At 57.3% G+C, this 19963-nt stretch carries 15 protein-coding genes; 8 read left to right on the top strand and 7 right to left on the bottom strand.

From position 1 onward, the window contains the following. The first annotated feature begins 85 nt into the window (after positions 1 to 85). Positions 86 to 1048: a UDP-glucose 4-epimerase GalE gene (galE, locus tag D3Z90_RS11575; protein ID WP_136475919.1), complete on the top strand. Its 963-nt coding sequence runs from the start codon at positions 86 to 88 to the stop codon at positions 1046 to 1048. A gap of 28 nt (positions 1049 to 1076) precedes the next feature. Here the strand turns inward: galE and D3Z90_RS11570 are convergent, their stop codons facing one another. The 6 genes from D3Z90_RS11570 to D3Z90_RS11550 all read right to left on the bottom strand — a co-directional run bounded on the left by D3Z90_RS11570 (position 1077) and on the right by D3Z90_RS11550 (position 7424). Beyond that, positions 1077 to 1883 carry a CpsD/CapB family tyrosine-protein kinase gene (locus D3Z90_RS11570; protein ID WP_136475918.1) on the bottom strand — a complete coding sequence of 269 codons (807 nt, stop codon included), beginning with the start codon at positions 1881 to 1883 and terminating at the stop codon, positions 1077 to 1079. A gap of 12 nt (positions 1884 to 1895) precedes the next feature. Beyond that, complete coding sequence (locus tag D3Z90_RS11565) at positions 1896 to 3458, bottom strand: Wzz/FepE/Etk N-terminal domain-containing protein (RefSeq protein WP_136475917.1); 1563 nt, start codon at positions 3456 to 3458, stop codon at positions 1896 to 1898. Between the two features lie 20 nt (positions 3459 to 3478). Beyond that, complete coding sequence (locus D3Z90_RS11560; protein ID WP_136475916.1) at positions 3479 to 4594, bottom strand: hypothetical protein; 1116 nt, start codon at positions 4592 to 4594, stop codon at positions 3479 to 3481. Positions 4595 to 4619: 25 nt separating this feature from the next. Further along, complete coding sequence (locus tag D3Z90_RS11555) at positions 4620 to 5177, bottom strand: polysaccharide biosynthesis/export family protein (RefSeq protein ID WP_136475915.1); 558 nt, start codon at positions 5175 to 5177, stop codon at positions 4620 to 4622. A gap of 305 nt (positions 5178 to 5482) precedes the next feature. Next, positions 5483 to 5659 carry an EPS-associated small membrane protein EppA gene (gene eppA / locus D3Z90_RS26790; RefSeq protein WP_168198461.1) on the bottom strand — a complete coding sequence of 59 codons (177 nt, stop codon included), beginning with the start codon at positions 5657 to 5659 and terminating at the stop codon, positions 5483 to 5485. A gap of 610 nt (positions 5660 to 6269) precedes the next feature. Continuing rightward, on the bottom strand, positions 6270 to 7424 hold the full coding sequence (locus D3Z90_RS11550; protein WP_136478927.1) for a GNAT family N-acetyltransferase: 1155 nt from the start codon (positions 7422 to 7424) through the stop codon (positions 6270 to 6272). A 553-nt stretch (positions 7425 to 7977) separates the two neighbouring features. Between D3Z90_RS11550 and D3Z90_RS11545 the strand changes: the two genes are divergently transcribed. From D3Z90_RS11545 to D3Z90_RS11530, 4 genes are all read left to right on the top strand, one after another. Beyond that, a complete protein-coding gene (locus D3Z90_RS11545; RefSeq protein ID WP_136475914.1) occupies positions 7978 to 8748 on the top strand; it encodes a hypothetical protein in 771 nt (256 codons plus the stop codon). A gap of 23 nt (positions 8749 to 8771) precedes the next feature. Then, the gene (locus D3Z90_RS11540; protein WP_136475913.1) at positions 8772 to 9038 is read left to right on the top strand and encodes a hypothetical protein; all 267 of its coding nucleotides are present in this window, start codon (positions 8772 to 8774) and stop codon (positions 9036 to 9038) included. 59 nt (positions 9039 to 9097) lie between these two features. Beyond that, positions 9098 to 10003 carry a hypothetical protein gene (locus D3Z90_RS11535; RefSeq protein WP_136475912.1) on the top strand — a complete coding sequence of 302 codons (906 nt, stop codon included), beginning with the start codon at positions 9098 to 9100 and terminating at the stop codon, positions 10001 to 10003. Between the two features lie 152 nt (positions 10004 to 10155). After that, the gene (locus tag D3Z90_RS11530) at positions 10156 to 13989 is read left to right on the top strand and encodes a dermonecrotic toxin domain-containing protein (protein WP_136475911.1); all 3834 of its coding nucleotides are present in this window, start codon (positions 10156 to 10158) and stop codon (positions 13987 to 13989) included. A gap of 20 nt (positions 13990 to 14009) precedes the next feature. On the opposite strand, the gene D3Z90_RS11525 is transcribed toward D3Z90_RS11530, so the two are convergent. Continuing rightward, positions 14010 to 16250 carry a bifunctional diguanylate cyclase/phosphodiesterase gene (locus D3Z90_RS11525; RefSeq protein WP_136475910.1) on the bottom strand — a complete coding sequence of 747 codons (2241 nt, stop codon included), beginning with the start codon at positions 16248 to 16250 and terminating at the stop codon, positions 14010 to 14012. Positions 16251 to 16389: 139 nt separating this feature from the next. On the opposite strand from D3Z90_RS11525, the gene D3Z90_RS11520 reads away from it, so the two are divergent. The 3 genes from D3Z90_RS11520 (at position 16390) to D3Z90_RS11510 (ending at position 19878) form a co-directional block, all read left to right on the top strand. After that, complete coding sequence (locus D3Z90_RS11520; RefSeq protein ID WP_136475909.1) at positions 16390 to 18009, top strand: NADP-dependent glyceraldehyde-3-phosphate dehydrogenase; 1620 nt, start codon at positions 16390 to 16392, stop codon at positions 18007 to 18009. Between the two features lie 107 nt (positions 18010 to 18116). Then, positions 18117 to 18581, top strand: coding sequence for a VOC family protein (locus D3Z90_RS11515; RefSeq protein ID WP_136475908.1), 465 nt, complete (start codon positions 18117 to 18119; stop codon positions 18579 to 18581). A gap of 103 nt (positions 18582 to 18684) precedes the next feature. Beyond that, positions 18685 to 19878 (top strand): hypothetical protein, encoded by a 1194-nt coding sequence (locus D3Z90_RS11510; RefSeq protein ID WP_136475907.1) that lies wholly within the window; start codon positions 18685 to 18687, stop codon positions 19876 to 19878. The last annotated feature ends 85 nt before the right edge of the window (positions 19879 to 19963 follow it).

The following is a 19963-nucleotide window of genomic DNA, read 5'->3' as shown; positions in this document are numbered from 1 at the left end:
GGACATGCCTCGCGTTTGTTTCCGGCGGTGAATACGCAGATACCACTCTCTGCGTCTGTGCAACAACAGATTCCAGGAGGCTTGGATGAAGTTTTTAGTTGTCGGCGGCGCAGGGTATATCGGTTCGCACATGGTCAAGCACCTGCTGTTGGCAGGCCATGAAGTCGTGGTAGCTGACGTCGCCCACGCGGGCCCCGGAATCAAATGGGTGGAACTGGACATCGCCGATGTGCGAGCCCTGGATGCACTGTTTGCCGAGTATCAATTTGAGGCGGTCTTCCACTTCGCCTCGTTCATCCAGGTGGGTGAATCGGTTACCGACCCTGGCAAGTATTACCAGAACAACGTAGCGGCAACGCTGACACTGCTCCAGGCCATGGTCCGAGCCGGCATCAGCAAGCTGGTGTTTTCCTCGACTGCCGCCGTCTATGGCGACCCACAATACGTGCCAATCGACGAGGCGCACCCCAAGGCATCCATCAACCCCTATGGTCGCAGCAAATGGATGGTGGAGCAGATACTCGAAGACTTCGACCATGCCTATGGATTGAAGTCGGTCTGCCTACGCTACTTCAACGCCGCGGGTGCAGACCCCGAAGCGCAAATTGGCGAATGCCATGAACCAGAAACCCACCTGATCCCTCTCATCCTCCAGGCAGCTGCCGGGCGGCGATCGGCGATAACCGTCTTTGGTCGGGATTACAGCACGCCAGACGGCACGTGCATTCGTGACTATGTTCACGTTGCCGACTTGGTATCAGCACATTCGCTGGCGGTGGATTACCTGTTGGCCGGCGGTGCCAGCACGGCGTTCAACCTTGGCAATGGCCTGGGCTTCTCGGTGCAGGAAGTCATCGACACTGCACGTGCCGTAACCGGCCGCACGATCACAGTCAGCGATGCACCACGTCGGGCGGGCGACCCGCCGCGGTTGGTGGCCGACGCCAGCAAAGCCAAGGAGATCCTCGGCTGGCAGCCGCAATACGCGGCGCTTGAGCAAATCGTCAGCCACGCCTGGACCTGGGAACAGAAGTACCCTTGGCACTGACAGTGTCAGTGCCAAGGCGGCTCAGGCCTCAGTAATAGGAACGAACCTGAGTGTCAGCCTTGTTCAGGACCGCACCAATCAGATTGGCCGTCGCCAGATGGTACATGCAGTCCTCGATCTCTTTCTTGTTGTTGTCACCGTTGGCAACCACTAGCAGCACACAGTCGAACTTGGGCAAAATGGTGATCGCATCATCGGAGCTCAACAGCGGGGGCAGATCGAAAATGCAAATACGTGACTCGTAGCGGTCACGCAGTTCGCTGATCAGATTGCTCACCTTGGGCGATGACAACATCTCGGTGGAATGCGCAATGGGCTCACGCGTCGGCAGCACCACAAAGCGTGGCAATGTCGGATTGACCATCACCTCTTCCAACCACGCTTCATGAGCAAGCAGCTCATTGAGCGACTTTTCCATCGGCAGCCCCAGGCTCGCCCCCACCCGGGGACGGCGTAGGTCGAAGTCCACCAGCAAGGCGGTCTTGGTGGTGTGGTGGGCAATGCTCATCGCCAGGTTGATTGCCAATACCGTCTTACCCGCCTCCGGCGTTGGCGAGGTAATGGCAAGGGTGCGCCAGCCATTCTCCTCCATGGCCTGCAGTACTTGCGTTCGCAGCAAGTCAAACGATGAACTCATGTTCGAGTTCTTGTTGAACGCCACAATACGATTGCGCTCAAGGTGATCTGCGCGCAGCGGCACCACCTTGGTTTGCACATAATCGAACTGACCGAGGGCTTCAGGCTGTTCGGCCACTGGCGCTGCCTGCGGCGCCTCGCCAGAGCCGGGGGCGACCTGAAGAATATTTTTTCCAAAAGCTGGCGTAATCCTATCCATCGCTGCTTTTCCCTATTCAAACCGAGCCATAGCTTTAAATAGCAGTGCATCCAGAGGCATATAGAACACATGCACGATCAATAACATGATAGCCATCAACGCAGCCGCGGCGATGACCAACCACTTCAGCAACTGCTTGCGCCGCGCCGTGTCCGCCTGAGTAGGAATGTAGGGAATCGCGACCAACACGCGCCTGCCCACCACACTCTCCAATGCCCCCATACCGCGAACACGCTGGTTCAACAACTCCAGGAGCATGACCAATGCAGCGCCACCCGCCGGTGCCAACACAAGGCCCAAGGCGGCAATTTTCTTTCGGTTCGGTTTGATGGGTTTCTCCGGCATCAGCGGAGGCTCGAGAAGCACGAAGCGTTCGGCCTTGTTCTCCTGCTCGAGACTTTCAGTAATTTTCGCGCCCATTTCCTTGGCACGAATTTCTTCGTACTTCTTGCGCGCGTTGTCATGGTCGCGCATGAGGGTGACCAGGCCGCGCTCGACTTGTGGCGTCTCAAGAATCTCCGCCTCGTAGCCTTCCATTTTCTTCACCAACTGGCGTTTTTGCTCGGCCAGCGAAGCAATACGCTCCTGGGCAGCACCGATGCGGGTACGCACCCGAGCGACATCCAGGCTTACCGAGGCATTGGCGGCACCCCGGCCACCGGATGCCTGTAGCGCTTCGATCTTACGTTTCACAGCGATCACATCCGGATGCGCATCCTTATATTTGCTCTGCAGCCTGGCGTACTCGGCCTTGAGACTAGGCAAATCCTGTGGCTGCTCCACTGCACCTCGGGCGCTCTCGGCCTTGGTGGTCAGCCCGGCATTGGCGGCTGACAATTCCAGCTCCAGGTAACGCAATTCTTCCTGGGCCGTCTTGTAATCGCGATCCACTTCCCTGAACTCCAGTTCGGCGCGCGACAACATGCTCATGCGCAATGCCTGGTGCTCAGGCAAGGCATTGGCATGCGCCTGTTTGAAGTCGGCCAACTGGTTTTCCAGGCTGGCGAGCTCGGCACCGAGCTTGTTCGCTTCCTGCGTCAGGAACACGGTTGTTTCATTGGCACGTTCGGTACGCTGCTTCATGTTCTCGTCAAGAAACAGCGTGACCAATTCGCTGGCCACTTCCTTGGCAACTTCCGGACGCTTGTGCTCAAACGAAACGTTGAAGGCGACAGTCGCCTCGCCCCGCCCTTTTATGTAGGTACTCAAACTGGCGACGACAATCGAGTTGCGCATCAGGTCGATCTTGTCGTTGTCGCTGAACTGGCGGCCCTTGTCGGCATACAGATCGTACTTGTTGATGATCCGCAGCAGGTTGTCGCGGGTCATCACCCGTTGGCGAATGACTTCGATGCGCTCGTCAGCAAAACTGTTGTTGTTCGCAGAGACCAGTTCCGGCGAAATCTGCTGCGACTCCACCAGGATGGTGCCCGTCGATTGATAGATGGGAGGAACCGTGAGGGCGACCGCCACCGTCACTGCCAGAATGACCACAATGCTCACCCCCAGCAGCAAGGCCCGGTCTTTGATAATGGCTATGTAATCGTTAAGAGACATCTCGTATTCAGATTTCATAGTGGCCACGCTGCCGAAGTTCAGAGGTCGGGAAATCTATAGGTCAGAGTCAATCCAATGATCGTACCTGTAGCATCTGGCAAGTCGTCTTGCTGGCGTTCCTTGTACATCAACGATAGGCGCAGATCGCAAAATGGTGAAAGCTCGCGACTGGCCCAGGCGCCATAGGTCTGCAGGGTATTGGGGGTCTGTCCCTTGCTGTCTTGCCAGGCAGCATCGAGGCCCACGCGGCTGAGGTCATCAATGGCGTAGCTCCACACCCCGCGCACCGAATCCTGTTCGGTGAACCCCCCTTCTGCACTGGCGAACGTAGTCCGTTCAGCGTTAAGGCTCGCATCAGATCGCTCCCCCGTGTAGCGAAGTAAAAGCCCCCCTTCCCCTCGGCGACCGCCATCGGATCCAGAGACCTTGTTGACACCCACGTGCACCGTGCTTTCAAGGCGTTCGGTTAGCTGGTACTTCACCCCGACGCTTGGGGTATAACTGTTCGAGGCCGACGCACTGGTGTCGTCTTCGGGCTCGTAGCGCCTGGCACCGAAGTCAGTGAACAGTTGGGTACGTTCACTCCAGGCGTAAGTCCAGGTCACGACGTTGGCAATCTCGTCGTAACCGGTCAGCGAATTGATATCGTAACGCGCGTTGCTGTAGCGGGTTTCATTGGACAGCGTGTTGCGCTCGGTAATGGCCCTGTTCCAGTTCGCCGCCAGCGAATACAGCTTCTGCGTACCATCGGTGGTGACCACCCCGGTGTCCTGGACAGCGCCCGACAATGTCGAGCTCTCACTGTATTGCGCAACCAGGCCATACCCACCACGTTCGGTTTCTCGCTGCCAGCCCAGGCTGACATTGGGGTCTTCACGGTTGTCGACTATCGATGTGTCGGAGGAACGTAATACGTTCACGCCAAGATCCATGCGCAACTGATCCTGGTCGAAGGTACCGACGAGACTGTAAGTGGGTGCGATGTAGGTACGCGTCACACCCTTCTCCTCAGACGTCAAGAGTAATGGGTTGCTGTCGTACTCGACAGTTGTCGGCAGTACTGCAGAGGACTGCCATATTGCGGCTTGGACCATGCCCGGAACCGGCAAGACAAGAATTGCCGTAGCAACGCCGGTTGTTCGCAGTAGAGGCACTAGAGGTCTTTTCAGGCCTGGCAAGTTAAGGCACGACCAGCGTATCGCCGGCCTGGAGTTGGATATTGGTAGACATGTCACGGCCGGAAATCAAATCCTTGTAGTGCACGGGCAATACCTGTTGCGAATCGCCCTTGAGACGGATCACCTTAATGGCGCTTTCATCTGCGAACTTGTCCAGCCCCCCAGACATACTCAGGGCCTGTAGCACTGCCGTCGGGCCTGCCATCTGCACCGGGCCAGGTTTGATCACCTTGCCTTGGACATAGAGAAGGTTGCCGGTCGTGCTTTTGACAACCACGCTGACATTCGGATCGGGGAGGAATTGTTCGAGCTTGTTCGCGACTTTTTTCTCGACTTCAGCCGTGTCCAATCCTGCGACCTGGATTTGACCGACCAAGGGGAACGTAATGCTGCCATCGGGTAGAACACTGACTTCCCTGCGCAGGTTATCTTCCTGCCAGACGGAAACCTCCACCACATCACCTGGGTTGAGCAAGTAAGTGGCGCTTCTTTCGACAGCCATGCCAGGGCCAGACCACACCACCAGCACGCAGAGTACGGAAGACATCAAACGCACCATGAGGATCCCTCCGGCCGTATGGCCATGCAATGAGCACTGAATGAGAACAACATAGAATCTCTCGCTCTCTTCGCAGCGACACAACTGCCGCGAAAGCGTCGACCTACTCCGAGGTCCGGTACTGCGACGCTGCACAACCGCGCTTCACAGGCTGCCCGAAGGCGGTTGACCAATGGAATATAGCAATGGTCCGGGAATACACAAGGTGCTATTCGAGGTCCCCGCTATATTGAATACCGCGTATCAGTTCCAGACGTTCGACTTGCTTTATCGCAACAACTGCAGCATCTGCCAGCCACCACGTTTTAAATTTTTTGTCGATTGGCGACGGCAATAAAACCAATCACTGCGAAACAAAAAATCCACCCCGCCGTCGCCACCGGCACCACACTTGTATCATTCATATAAGAATCTGCCGCCCCTGCCGCACCGCTCATGAGCACCAACAAAAAAATGGACTTTATCAACAATGTCGAACGCATAACCCCTCCAGCAAAAAAACCGGCAGAGAAAAGATATACAGCGTGCGGGCAGGAAGACTCTCTGTTTGTAAATTGAGCTTATGAGCACAATGACATCACGTCAACGATCCGACACCATAATAAATCTCAATGGGAGCCGGCCGGCCGCGTCAAATTGCCGTCAGCAAATTAAAACTGACCCGATCAATTACAGACAAACGCTCAAACTCGCGGGTTTGCCTTAGCCGCCTGGATAGAACGAAGTGCCCGCAAACGGCGACGGCTAACTGTCGAAGCTCGATCGCGGCGTAAATTACTTCACTTCTTCGGCCCTAACGTCGACGAATGGTCGCCTCACCGGCCCTTCCAAGCGACTGCAGTGTTTCATCGGTGAGAAGTTAAATACGAATCTTTTAGCTTAAGAATCGATTTATTGTGTGTTTAGCCCGGAAACAGATCCTGTGTTCGCTCTACTTGATCTATTGCTCGGCGAGCTCGAGCTCGTCGCGCAACAAACCCAAGTCTCCATCACCACCGCGAAGAATGAACACGCCGGGACCTAGGTAACCAGCGGAAACCTGGCATCAATTCCCAGACGCAGACGCTGAATTTGTTTAAGCGGGTTACTGATTCAGTTGGCCGGCACTGTTTCCATCAAGGGCGGCGCATGCAGAGTGGCGTAGCGACTTCGCAAAGTCTCAAGGAACGCGTCGGCAGAACTTTTCGCACCATAGAGATAAATCTTGTGTAGCCCGCCGAAAACCATCTCGTGATAACGGCTGGCAACTTCGTCAGCACTTGCTCCCTCTGGCAGTCCAAGGTGGAGGGTCAACTTGTTTCCTTCGACAGCAAACAGCGGAGTATCCCAGAGAAACTGGGCGGTCCCGGTTTTGGGCAAGCGAATAAACATGTACGCGTGGTTACCTAGAGCATCGATATCCCCGCCACGTCTTCTCTTCCATTTCAACAGCCCATCATCTGGGCGCGCCAGACAGAGCCCGATGTCGTAATAATCAAATCCTTGCTCAATGGCCCACTCAAGTGCCATGTAAGTGGTAATCGAATTAACGTCCCTGAGTTTTTTCGCATCGGAAAAAATCGCTTCGCGATAGCCGAACCGCAGGGTACTCCAGTAACGCTTCGTGTCTCGGGTAATCTCGCAGCCAAGGTGACACGCCACCACCTCGTCGTCGAGCATGATCAGGTCCAGCCGGCCAACTGTCTTGGCAATGCGAAAAACTTCCTCGGTAGGAAACTGCGCAGCATGAATACCCTGTCTTGCCGTGGCGTAGGGTCTAAGCATTTCTTGGTCAGCCATGGCGATCTCGGCATCCGTCACAGCCTGCTTGATCCGATACAGAGGACGATTCTTGCGGATACTTCGGCGCAACTCACTGTCGTAACGCGCGGTGATTTCTTCAAGTGAACGCCCCAGCGGCACCACCGCGCTGAGGTAGTGGGGAACATTGAGCGCCCCTGCAGTCGGCATCTCGCTGACCACTACCACATGGTTCGACACGCCGGCCCCTGGGGCTACATCCCGCAGCGCAGAAGCGCCTGGATTCTTGCCCCCGATCAACAGCTTGGCCATCTCTCGGCGCTGCTTCCTGCCGATGTAGAGGATTTCGTACGGGCTTTGCTGCTGCAGCCTGAACCGGGCCACCTCCCAACGCCACAGACAGGCACGCCCAAGAATGTCTTTGAACCGGCTCAACGACGATCGCAACGCGTAGCGCATTGAAGGAGATACGAATTTTCGAGCGACTGCCACCATTCTCTCTTTCATATCCTTTCCGACTTCCTGTGCGTTGTTGTCCAATGGCAGATCGAAAAATACTGCTGCAAACGTATAACTATTCTTAAACGTAATTGAATCAATAACTAACGAAACAGTTATCTCACATTCAGAAACAATTAAAGATCCAAGGTCAGCATTTCGCAAGGCCACATCGGCGCCTGCCAGAGATATTTCGCAGCGCAGGTTTGGCACCGCGCCAGCATCCCTTTGAGCTGCGAAAACGCTGGGCACGGCTGTGGCACTGGCGCTGATCGCTGGCAAATTTACAACCCCTGCATTTCATCCGCGGTAACGCCTAGTTCTTTAACTTCAAAAAATTATAACCCCGAGGATTCTGCTGACATATTATCGGCAACGGCAAACATTCAGATTTAAACCAAGGAGGCCATTAAGAAGCAGACTAACTCTCTCCTGCGCCACCCTACTCCGCTTATTAGTGCGTGTCACAGACAGGCCGTTATGCCGCGCGCTGATAAATACACTAACGAACGACTTTTACAGCCGCTCAGTCCTCTACTGCACGTTAAAGGAATCACTATCAATGAATGATAATGACAGCGCCTTCAACCCGGCGCACCCTCCTTTGATGACCGATCCTGATATTCTGCCGCCGGACAACTCCGGTGCTTTTGTTGTCGGCAGTTATTCGATAACCAAGGATCATTTCGACCTGGTTACAGACCCGCTCTACCCTTGGCAAACGATGAATCATAATTCTCCGTCCGATTGGGAAAAGTGGAAACAAACCAAAGCCGACAAACAAGCCAACGTCGACCATTACCTGGTGTCGAGGACCCGCTACTGGCACCGCGTCAGCCGCAAGACCTACGCTAATAACGTCACGGAGCAGGTCACCAACACCGTCGGTGCCACCTATTCGCACTCGGTCGGCCACACCAGCTCGATCACCCAGCGAATCAGCATGGACCTTGGCCTGGATCTGTCTGGCGGCGACCTGTTCGCAGGAGGGGACGTGCCACCGATACCGCCGGTGATGGCCACGCAAGGCCCCTTGGCCACTGTGCCACTGGGTGCTTCGACCTTCAATCTGAGTGCCGAACTGTCCCGCACTCTGGAGTATCGCCAGGAGGACACCAGTTCCTACGAGTTCCGCCACGACGTGATGACTACAACTGACTTCCTGGCGGATTACCAATATTTGAACTGGCAGATTTGCGAAGCAATTGAACTATATCGCGTGCCTGTAAGCGGTGACATCAAAAAGCAACTAGTGAGTTCAGTCCCAGCCAATACCGCTACCACTTACAACGACCGCGTACTGATGAAGCCTGCCCCGCCCCCCTCACTCTAACTGCCACGCAAGGAGCATTAGCCATGACCCAGCAAACCACACTCAATCCCGGCGGCTCTGTTGTTTACTCCACTCGTCCGGTTGGCTTGCGCACACAACTATCAGCCAAATGCAGTGATGTGGGCGATTCGAAAATAAGTTGGCACATCGAGCTGTGTTGCCAGAGCAACCATGATGTATCCCTTGAAGCGGGCCAGCCCACGACCATTGACGTTTCTGAGGGCGCCGGGGCACTTATGACTGTGTCCAATACCGGTTTCAACCCCGTGACCGTCTGGACAGATTATTAAGCCCAGCCCACGCGTTTATGCATCACGTTGATACTTCACTCACACTCAAGGAAGTCGACATGAACGCAACAGTCAGTAGCCAGGAGCACCTGGCTCACGCCATTCTCATGCCGTTCGGCAGCCAGGCCACCACACTCGATGCCGGTAACCTCAGCGCCAGGCTCGACAATATCGGCAAAGGCGTAGCAAGCATCATGGCCTTGCGTCAGCCGCTGCAAGCGGGCCAGACCAGCGTCGATGCGCAGGCCAGCGCCAACGTTGCGGCGAAGGCCAAGAACCTCGTTTCCAGCTTACGATCGATCATGCACGATTTACTGCCGACGCTGGGCACGCCTCTTGACGATTTCCTGGCTCAAGCCAGTAAACCGGGTGCTTTGCGCGATCAGTTGAAGCAGTCTCTACACAGCAGCGGCTTTAGCGCCGAGGAAGTGGAATGGGCTTTCGGCGAGCTGGACAGCATTGAGTTTCGCTTGGTCGATCTGTTGGTCAACAACAATCCACGCAACCTCGACTTGCTCCTGGACGGTATCAGTACGGGCCAGAACGGTCTGCACAATGCCGGCTTCCTGGCCTTCTCGGGCGATGCCGAAATTGACCAGGCGCTAACCTCGTTGATTACCCGATGCCGCGAAAAAGGTGTCACGGCTTCCTACGTACACGTCTTGGTACTGGCGTTTGGAGCCGCTGCAGCAGTCAATCATTACCAGACGGCCGAGAACCTCATGTTCCCCCATGTCGCCTGGACCCCGCACGCGCTGACGCAACTGCACGCGTTGCATTTGACCCAAGCCGGTCAGACCTTTGTAATCAATCACACCAACAACTGGGTGACCGGTGCCGCAAACGGTTGGGCGCTCAACACCAACCACAATACCCACGACATCACCACGGGCCTGACAGTCACTGCACGCGTGGTAGCGATCGCAGGGCCCAACAGGACCGTCAACATCATGTCCATTCAATAACCCATTAGTCGGCAAGCCCCTCCCACCCGCCGCAGATTCCCCTGCATGCCCTGGGAGCGGGTTTGCCCCGCGTTCGACGCATAACAATATTTACCACCATTCTCTCCATCCCCTGCGGCCTGCTGTGTCCCTCACAAACAGGAGCAGCAATCATGGCCTCGGTACCGCAGGAAAACCCTCACTACCTTCTTATTCAGAATCAACTGCCCAGCTGGAGTCGGGCCTCCACTGCCGATCAATGGCACGCCCTGCAGCAATCACTTCTGCCAGCACAAGGCCTGCCAGACAACCCGGCAGACTGGTTCGCCAATGCGCCCCCAGATCTGCGCGAAGCTGTACAGGCCAGCCAGGCCCGGCTGGCACGATCGCAACAAGCCATGGCCGGCGAGCTCAAAGGGTTGAAGAATATCAGCGAGTTCACAACACCCCTGCTGGCGCAACAACTGCTGACCCAGTTTCAACTGCAGGTGCCTGTGGATACCACCGAGTTGGTCCACATCCGCCACCTCTTCACCTGGGAGGCCTACGTCAGCCAACACGAACGCCGAAGCTTGCTTGAAGCGGCCTTGCACAATTTCGAGGACGGGGTCGCATTCAGCCGCGAAAGTGCCTTGGCCCTGGCAGGTAATACCCACATCGAGAACATCCTGGTCATTGGCAAGACCACGTTGGGCGATAGCGAAACACTGGTCGATATCGAACTAGCCTCCGAAAGCTACCGCATCGAATCACTCGCTGTGACGCCAGCAGCATTCGCCGACACCTGCCGCTCCCTGGATCTTGGCCGTCTGTACCAGGAACACCTGACAAGCCTGTACGCGCCTGATCGCGTCGTCACCCAGGCCATCAGGGTCTATCGGGACCGCCTGCGCCTGGCTGCTGACCTGGCTTTTTTACGTCACCGCATGAACGGTACAGCACTGGATAGCGTGCGGGCATTCCTCGATCAGAATGCAACGCTGGCCTGCAGCCAACTGCGGATGTTTGGCATCACCGTTCACGAAGTACTGATTTACGACCTGGATAACCTAGGCCTGCTGCTGTACCTGCCCGGTCATAACGACACCTTGCAGCAATTCCAGACCATGGCAGCGTTACATGACCATTTGCGTGACGCTTTGCTGCAATCGGACTTTCGGCAACGTTTTCTCGATTATGTCGAACGCGATCAACAATCGCTTTTCCTCAGTCGCTTGCGACAGAACCTCGACGCAACCGGTCGTTCGAGGAACGACCAGACCTGGCCATTGCGGGAAGATGCTGATCTGCATGTCGAGCGCATTGCTGTCGACGCAGAACTGTTCGGCTTTCTCTACCAGGCACATGTCACCCGTCTCAAATCCGAGGCGCGTCAGATCGCGGTGCCTACCGCCGATGCCGACGAACAGGCACGCCAGCGACGCCTTGCGCAATGGGAAGCGCTCGGCATGAATACCTTGATGCTGGCAGGCTTTGTAGTGCCCGGAGTCGGTAGCCTGATGACGGCAGTCATGGTCTATCAACTTCTCGACGAAGTGTATGAGGGCTACCAGTCGTGGTGTGTGGGTGATCGCGACCTGGCCGTGCGTCATCTACAGGCAGTGAGCTTGAACCTGGCCTTGATCGGCGGGTTGCATGTAGCCGGAAAATGGGTGCCGAAACTGTTCAACAGCCCGCTTATGGAGAGCCTCGATGCGGTCACCCTGGCAGACGGAACTCCGCGCTTGTGGCAGCCGGACTTGACCACCTACCGCAGCACCGAGCAGTTGCCGGAAACTCTCCAGCCGAACGCTATGGGCCAATATGCCTATCGAGGCAGGCACTACATCCGCATGGATGGCCAACTCTACGAACACGTGCTGGATCCCGATCAGCAATGCTGGCGAATCGCTCATCCCAGCGACGCAAAAGCGTACCAACCACGCCTGGAGCATAACGGCGAGGGCGCGTGGCTCGCTGAACACGAACAACCCCGGCATTGGTCACTGGCAACCCTGGTGCGGCGCCTGGATGCGCGATTGCAGGCACTCAGTGACGAGCGCCTGGAGCAAGCAGCACGCATCGCGGGTGTCGACGCAGGCCAACTGCGCAAAGTGCACCTGGCAGGTGAGCGCCCACCCGTGCTCCTGACGGACACCCTCGCGCGCCTGTCCATCGACGATCAGTTGGCGCAGCAACAACATGTCGACCCTGAACGCACTCCACAAGCGCTGTTCGAGCAGCTGTACCACGGCTCAACAGCCAGTCCGACGCAAGCGCGACTGATCGAACAGTACCCACGCATCAGTCCGCCGCTAGCTAGACGGCTGCTTGCACCTTTGCAGCCCAGCGAAGCGCAGGCTCTGCAAAGCGGAGCAACACTTCCGGCATGTTTGCAACGGGCCGCCGAACAGACCTCCGCCGACCTGCCCATGACGCGTGCACTCGAGGGCTTGTACAGTGCACGCCTGAGTAGCGCTGACAGCGAGCGACTCGCTCTCCTCGCTTTGCAGCGCTTGCCTGGCTGGACAAGCGACCTACGCCTGGAGCTGCGTGCTGGCAGTGCCGACGGCATGCTGCTGGCCACGGCCGGCGCTGAAGACGCGCCGCTGCGCCGCGTGCTAATCAAAAGCGCCGATGGCTATGAAGCCTTCGTCCACGACACGCCTCGCCCCGGAACACCTACCGACCTTTGCACTGCAATCGTTCGATCCCTGCCCGCATCACTTCGCCAAGCCATGGCACTCGAACACGTCACCGGCGATGCGCTGCGGGCTCGCCTGCTCGATACCGTCAATCAGCAGCGTACACGTTGGACCCGCAGATTATGGAAAGCAACCGAGGGCTGGCCCAGGAATATCGCCTTGCGTGGTGGCACGCCACTGGACCCGACAGAGCTCTACGTACCATCGCCACGGCTGCGCAGTACCCTTGCGGCGCGCTACCGGCGGCTATTTCCGGTGGCCAGCGAGCATGAAGTCGAACAGACACTGGCTCGCTGGCAAAGCCAAAGGCGCTTTGCCTCGGTAGAACTACAGAGATTGGAAGACCGCCTGGCCGAACTTCACAACGACCTACGTCGATGGGCCAACGACCTACCTAATCGACAACGGGCAATCAGGCCGATCATCAACGCGTGGCGGCGTCTCTCCAACCGCGCGGTGTTCAATGGCGAGTCAATGCCGGTGCTCGAACTGGGTTGCCTTGACCTGGAAAACCTGGACATCGCCGAACTCGCCCTGCCGGATACATTCACCCATGTACAAGTCATCGACCTGGGCGGCAATCGCATGCTCAGCGAGCTGCCAGCCGAGTTCCTCGAGCGCTTCCCCAGACTGCGCTCGCTGTCCTTGCGCGGCTGTCGTTTTTCAACCATTCCACGCATCGCCAATCCATTGATGCTCAACTGGCTGGACCTCGAAGCCAATCGCATCACCTGGGACGTGCAGGCCCAGGCCGCCCTGGACAGATTGCAAGCAATGGACATGCTCGACCTTTCGGAGAATCCGCTGCTCGACGCACCCAGCTTCCACGAAATGAGGAATCTACGTGCCGTTCACCTCGCCAACTGCAGCCTTACCCAACTGCCGGAAGGCCTGCAGGCGATGGAGCAACCGATGATTATCGATCTGGAGGACAATCAGTTCGAGTCGCTCCCCGAGGGTTTCAATCTGCCCCCTGCCCATGCGGCAGCCATGCGCCTGGAAAGCGATGCGTTAAGTGACACGTTGGAGGACCAGATAAGAACGTATTACCAGCAACATGGCATCGACCTGTTGCTGACCGACGGTGACTACGACGATCTGCTGGACAACATCAGCGCCGATGAACGCGCGCTATGGGCGCGCGTGCCCCTGGACTTTCGACGCGACCTGCGCCTGATATTGCAGGAGGATGCTCACATGGCCGATCCGCAGGGCACTCACCTGGGGATATGGGCACGCCTGGAGCGCATGGATCAGGACCCTCAATACAGCCGCCTGGCCATTGAGCTTGGCGCTGAACACCTGCTGCAACTGCCTCTGTAGCCAACACCACCTGCCAGCACTCAGCTACAAGGCTGGTGTTGCCAGGTGGGGTGATCTGCAAGCCATGTCTGCAGTGCCGCTGCCGGCATTGGCCGGGCCATCAGGAAACCCTGGCCCTGGTCACAGCCGGCATTGCGCAGAAACTGGTATTGGGCTTGAGTTTCGATGCCCTCTGCGGTGATGCGAAAACCCAGGGCATGGCCCAGGTCGATGATCGCTCGGGTGATCGCCACCGCATCATCATCCATGGGCAAGTCCTTGATGAAAGCGCGGTCGATTTTAAGATGATCGATCGGCAGGGACTTGAGGTACGCCAGGGACGAATAGCCGGTGCCAAAGTCATCAACCGCTGTCGCCACGCCCATGGCCTGGAGTTCGGCCAGAACATCGCAAGCCTGCTGCTGGCTTTCCATCAACAGGCTTTCAGTGATTTCCACCTCCAGAAGCGTCGGCGGCAAGTCGTAGCGTTTGAGAATGCGCGATAGGCTGGCCACATAGTCGCTGCGTTCGATCTGCAGCGCAGCAACGTTGATCGCCAGCGGCCCTGGCAGGCAATCGGCCGCACGCCAGGCGGCGATCTGCGCGCAGGCAAGCTCCAGCACCTTCTCACCCAGCGGAATGATCAGACCCGTGCGCTCGGCCAACGGAATGAATTGCGCAGGCGACACCAGGCCATGCTCTGGATCGCGCCAGCGCAACAGCGCTTCGGCACCTTTGATACGGCCGCTGAACAGGTCGATCTTGGGTTGATACCAAAGCTCGAACTCATTGTTCTTCATGGCTCTGCGCAGGTTGCGCTCCAGGCACAGGCGTTCCTGCAGGCGTTCGGTCATACCCTGGTGATACAGTCGCCAGGCATTACGACCGGCCTCCTTGGCTGCGTACATGGCGGTGTCAGCATGGCGCAGCAGACGGTTGCTGCTCTGTCCATGCTCCGGACACCAGGCCAGGCCGATACTCCCGGTGACCAGCGCAGCGTTACCGTTCAGATCAAAAGGCTGCTGCAGGGTTTGCAACAATGCTTGCACCCGTTCGACGCACGCTTGCTCGGTGTCTAGCAGGAAAAATGCGAACTCATCTCCTCCCAGACGACAAAGACAGCCCTGACCATCGACGATCTGGGCGAAGCGTGCAGTTGCCTGTTGCAACAACAGGTCCCCCATCGGGTGCCCAAGGCTGTCATTGACCTGCTTGAAGCCATCTATATCCAGCACCAGCACGGCCAGACGTTCACCCTGATCGATCGTCTCGTGCAGGCGCTTGTTGAACAGCACCCGGTTGGGCAAACCGGTAATAGCGTCATAGTGGGCCAGGCGTTCCAGTTGTGCCTGGGATTGCTTGAGCTCTTGATTGCGCAGGTTGATCAGATAGTTGCTGCGGTTGAGCTGGGCGACGAACACGCTGAACAGTCCCGTACAGGTCAACGCGAACAGAAATAAAGGTGAAGAAAACAGGCTCATCGACGGCCAGCCACCCAAAGGGCTCGCCGCCAATTGCCAGAGGCCACCTGGCACATCGACATTGACCGTCACCGCGTGCTGGTCGAACAGCGACGGGTCGCCCCAGATCATGCCGCCCGCTGAACCCTGACCATCGGCTCCACGCAGGGCCAGCTCAAAACCTGGATCAAGGTCCAGCCCTGCAGCACTGAGCAAGCGATCGATGTCGGCCACGATCGAAACGTTGCCCCAGTAGATCTTTACACCCTTATGCCCCTTGATAAACACCGGGCGCCGGTAGATCAGCCCTCGTCCTCCCTGATACAGCTGCACCGGGCCGGCCAGCACTGGACTGTAGTGATCACGGGCACGTTGCAGCATCGGGTACTGATCCGGCAAACGCCGATAGTCGACGCCAATAATGCTCATGTTGCCCTTGAGCGGATAGACATCGGCAACTACATCGTTGGGGGCAACGGAGATATGACGAATGTGCGGTACCGAGGCAATCGCCTGGCGAGCCATGTCGCGAAAGTGCTCGGGGCTGATCGCTCCATCGGCACTGATCAGTTGCGCAATGCCCTCGGTCTCACCAAAAGCCGAGCGCAGCTGGGCTTCCAGGGCGGCGCGAACTCCGGAGAGACGCGCACCGGCATTGGCCACCAGTTCACTTTCCTGGCGCTGCACATCCAAATGACCTAACGCTATAGACAGACTGATACCAATCAGCGCAAAGCCGATAGGCAGCAAGCGGTTGAGGGTTTTCCCCAGGCTGGCTGGCAGGACCACGGTGTCATCAAGGGCTAGGATTCTTGTGCTCATAGGTCCGTTATTCATATCGGATTAATACTTTATCGGCGCTTTGCGCTCAATATTGAGCAAGGCTGGCTTTTTTTCATGCGCTGGCGTTATGCTCGAACTGAAACGTTTCACCCATCCCAGAAAAAGAGGTGCTGCGCCCATGGACCGTCTGCTCGATTCGCTGTTTCCCGCCGCCAATGAGATCCCCGAAGCTTATCGCCTGGGTGAGCCGCTGGTACAACGCGAGTACCTGGTCGATGGTCAGTTGCAACGCTGGGACGGTCCCTTGGCGACGGTACGAAGCCCAGTGTGGCTCAAGCAAGACGATCAAGAGCAGCAAGTGATCCTCGGCAGCGCGCCGCTGCTGGACGCCGACACCGCCCTCACCGCCCTGGACGCCGCTGTTCGCGCTTACGATAAGGGCCGCGGAACTTGGCCTACCTTGCGTGTGGCCGAGCGAATCCAGCACGTCGAGACCTTCCTGGGCAAGATGCGCGCGCAACGCGAGGCGGTGGTCAAACTGCTGATGTGGGAAATCGGCAAGAACCTCAAGGACTCGGAGAAAGAGTTCGACCGTACCTGCGACTACATCGTCGATACCATCAACGCACTCAAGGAACTGGATCGCCGCTCCAGCCGCTTTGAGCTGGAACAGGACACCCTTGGTCAGATCCGTCGTGCGCCACTGGGCGTGGCACTGTGCATGGGTCCCTATAACTATCCACTGAATGAAACCTTTACCACGCTGATTCCGGCTCTGATCATGGGCAACACCGTGGTGTTCAAGCCGGCAAAGTTTGGCGTGCTGTTGATTCGCCCGCTGCTCGAAGCCTTCCGCGACAGTTTCCCGGCTGGGGTGATCAACGTCATCTACGGCCGCGGCCGTGAAACCGTCAGCGCCCTGATGGCCAGCGGCAAGATCGATATATTTGCCTTCATTGGTACCAACAAGGCCGCCAGTGACCTGAAAAAGCTTCACCCTCGCCCGCACCGTCTGCGGGCAGCCCTGGGTCTGGACGCCAAGAACCCAGGCATTGTGCTGCCTGAAGTTGACCTGGACAACGCGGTGAACGAAGCCGTTACCGGCGCGCTGTCGTTCAATGGCCAACGTTGCACGGCGCTGAAAATTCTGTTCGTACACGAGAACGTAGTGGAGAGCTTCCTCGAGAAGTTCCAGTACAAGCTGGCCGCACTCAGGCCAGGCATGCCGTGGGAGCCAGGCGTGAGCCTGACGCCACTGCCGGAAGCGGGCAAAATCGACTACCTCAATGGCTTGGTGGCCGATGCGGTGGAAAAAGGTGCGAACGTCATCAATCAGGGGGGCGGTGCCAGCCGCGGTTCATTCTTTTATCCCGCCTTGCTGTACCCGGTCAGTGCGCAGATGCGGGTGTACCAGGAGGAGCAGTTCGGCCCTGTAGTGCCGGTTGTGCCTTACCGGGATATGCAGACCGTGATCGACTACGTGCTCGATTCGGACTTTGGTCAGCAACTGAGCATTTTTGGTACCAACCCGCATGAAGTCGGGCGCCTGGTAGACACTTTCGCCAACCAGGTCGGACGCATCAACCTCAATGCCCAATGTCAGCGCGGTCCCGATACCTACCCGTTCAACGGACGCAAGAATTCTGCCGAAGGGACGCTTTCGGTACATGATGCCCTGCGGGTGTTTTCGATCCGGACCCTGGTTGCGACCAAGTTCCAGGAGAGTAACAAGCAGTTGATCAGCGACATTATCCGCAACCGTGATTCGAGCTTTCTGACCACCGATTACATTTTCTGATAGCCGTCCGTCCAGCGCAGCAGGTTTCGATTTGCCGAATGCACGAAACTGTACAAATATACAGTTTCGCGCATCCATCCTGTGGCGCGCTAAGGAGGATCTACACAATGGCCGTCAAACCAATCCCCGAAGGACAACACAGCATCACCCCTTACCTGGGCATCAAGGATGCCGGCAAGGCCATCGAGTTCTACAAGGCTGCATTCGGTGCGGTCGAAATGTTTCGCCTGGAAGGCCCGGATGGCCGCATCGGTCATGCGGAACTCAAGATCGGCGATTCATCGCTGATGCTGGCCGACCCTTGCGACATGGAAGGTGGCTTGACCAGCAGTCAATCGCTCAATGGCGCAGCGATTGGCCTGCACCTGTACGTCGAGGATGTCGATGCCCGTTTTGCTCAAGCCATCAACGTCGGTGCCACACAAGTCAGAGCCGTGGAAAACCAGTTTTACGGTGACCGCAGCGGCACCTTGAAAGACCCGTTTGGCAATCTCTGGTTCGTATCCTCCCACGTCGAGGATGTCTCGGTGGAGGAGATCCGTGCCCGCGCCGCCAAGCTGTTCGGGGCATAGTCAGTCGTTGCAAGTGAGCAACATCAAGCTGCAAGCAAAAGCGCGCCGCGCTTTTACTTGCAGCTTATAGCTTGTAACTTGTCGCCGCTGACCAAGGAATGTTATGCGAATCATCGAAAAAAGCGCTGCGCTGGTGCGCACTCTTACCCCTGGCGAAGATGAACTGCTGAGCGATTTCGCTGAGGGCAACCTGAGCGGTCCGCGCCTGCTTCAGGCCAACCAATTGCTGCTCAAGATTCGCGCTGCAGGCCACTGGCTGGCATGTGACTGCCAGGCGCGTTCAATGCCGATTCTCAACGTCAACCTCAACGGCAATACCGGCACATTGTTTCTCAAGAACAACCCCGGCACTGCCGAACATGCCCTCGACTGTGCATTCATCAAGGATGAGCGTGACGCTAGCCGCGAGCAGGACCCTGACGTGTTTCCGGCGACCTGGTTGCCGCCTGATACAGCGCTGCGCCTGATCGGCGATTTTCGCCGTGCGACCTCCGGCGGTACGGGCGAAAGTAGCGAGAGCAACGACAAACGCGAGCAGCATCGATTGCTGTCATTGCTACTGACGCTGATCGAGGCTGGTGGCTTGAATGTCTACGCCACCCACCTGAAAAAGGACCTCACCGGACAATTCGCCGAATTGCGCAGCGTTGCCAGCCGCTACCCGCTGATCGAGCGCGTACCGGCCAGTAACTACCTGGAAACGCGCCTGGACATGAAACACATGATGATGCTCAAGGCGCGCCTGCGAGACTCCAAGGTCTTCGGCAACCATCGTCGCTATGGGCTGATCCTCGACTGCGTCAGCCAGATAAAAGCGCGCAAGGTCTACAACGAACGCAGCGAAGACGGCTTCGATTTTCAAGGGCATCACTTGTTATGGGGTGGGAGCAAGACGCCCGGGCCGCTACTGGCCCTGGCTATTTACTCCCCTGCCAGCGCGGGCAGCCACTTCTACGAATTGATTCACATCGCCAGCGTGCCTGTGCTTTCGCGCGCACACCTGTTCCCGGTGTATCGCGATGAAGAGCGTGAACCGTTGAAGATGATCATCTCGCTGATCGATTGGATGGCCAGCAAGAACGTGCGAGTGATCATGCGCCGTCCGGTGATTGGTGGCCAAGGGATGGACGCATTGGTCCTGAGCTCCGACCAGGACCGCGTACTATCGATATCGCTGACCGACCGCCCTTCAGGCCCGGAGCCTGAAGGAGAAACCTTCAAACGCTACGCCGACTTCAAAAGCCTCGACACCTTCCGCAAATACGTAGCCGGTTTCTTCATGCGCGGCCGCGAGTAAAAGAACCAAGCCAGCCTGCTTTTGATCTGCATTAAACGTGTGGATCGCAATGCTCTGTAGTGACACTGGAGGGTCCGAGCGGGTG

The organism is Pseudomonas sp. DG56-2, from assembly GCF_004803755.1.
GTDB lineage: Bacteria > Pseudomonadota > Gammaproteobacteria > Pseudomonadales > Pseudomonadaceae > Aquipseudomonas > Aquipseudomonas auratipiscis.
This window is presented reverse-complemented; position numbering and strand designations above follow the sequence as displayed.

Coding starts and splice junctions, on each gene's coding strand:
- D3Z90_RS11545 (WP_136475914.1), top strand. CDS start 7,978: ATGAATGATAATGACAGCGCCTTCAACCCGGCGCACCCTCCTTTGATG.
- D3Z90_RS11550 (WP_136478927.1), bottom strand. CDS start 7,424: ATGAAAGAGAGAATGGTGGCAGTCGCTCGAAAATTCGTATCTCCTTCA.
- D3Z90_RS11525 (WP_136475910.1), bottom strand. CDS start 16,250: ATGAGCACAAGAATCCTAGCCCTTGATGACACCGTGGTCCTGCCAGCC.
- D3Z90_RS11530 (WP_136475911.1), top strand. CDS start 10,156: ATGGCCTCGGTACCGCAGGAAAACCCTCACTACCTTCTTATTCAGAAT.
- galE (WP_136475919.1), top strand. CDS start 86: ATGAAGTTTTTAGTTGTCGGCGGCGCAGGGTATATCGGTTCGCACATG.
- D3Z90_RS11565 (WP_136475917.1), bottom strand. CDS start 3,458: ATGAAATCTGAATACGAGATGTCTCTTAACGATTACATAGCCATTATC.
- D3Z90_RS11515 (WP_136475908.1), top strand. CDS start 18,117: ATGGCCGTCAAACCAATCCCCGAAGGACAACACAGCATCACCCCTTAC.
- D3Z90_RS11555 (WP_136475915.1), bottom strand. CDS start 5,177: ATGGTGCGTTTGATGTCTTCCGTACTCTGCGTGCTGGTGGTGTGGTCT.
- D3Z90_RS11570 (WP_136475918.1), bottom strand. CDS start 1,883: ATGGATAGGATTACGCCAGCTTTTGGAAAAAATATTCTTCAGGTCGCC.
- D3Z90_RS11535 (WP_136475912.1), top strand. CDS start 9,098: ATGAACGCAACAGTCAGTAGCCAGGAGCACCTGGCTCACGCCATTCTC.
- D3Z90_RS11510 (WP_136475907.1), top strand. CDS start 18,685: ATGCGAATCATCGAAAAAAGCGCTGCGCTGGTGCGCACTCTTACCCCT.
- D3Z90_RS11540 (WP_136475913.1), top strand. CDS start 8,772: ATGACCCAGCAAACCACACTCAATCCCGGCGGCTCTGTTGTTTACTCC.
- D3Z90_RS11520 (WP_136475909.1), top strand. CDS start 16,390: ATGGACCGTCTGCTCGATTCGCTGTTTCCCGCCGCCAATGAGATCCCC.
- eppA (WP_168198461.1), bottom strand. CDS start 5,659: ATGCGTTCGACATTGTTGATAAAGTCCATTTTTTTGTTGGTGCTCATG.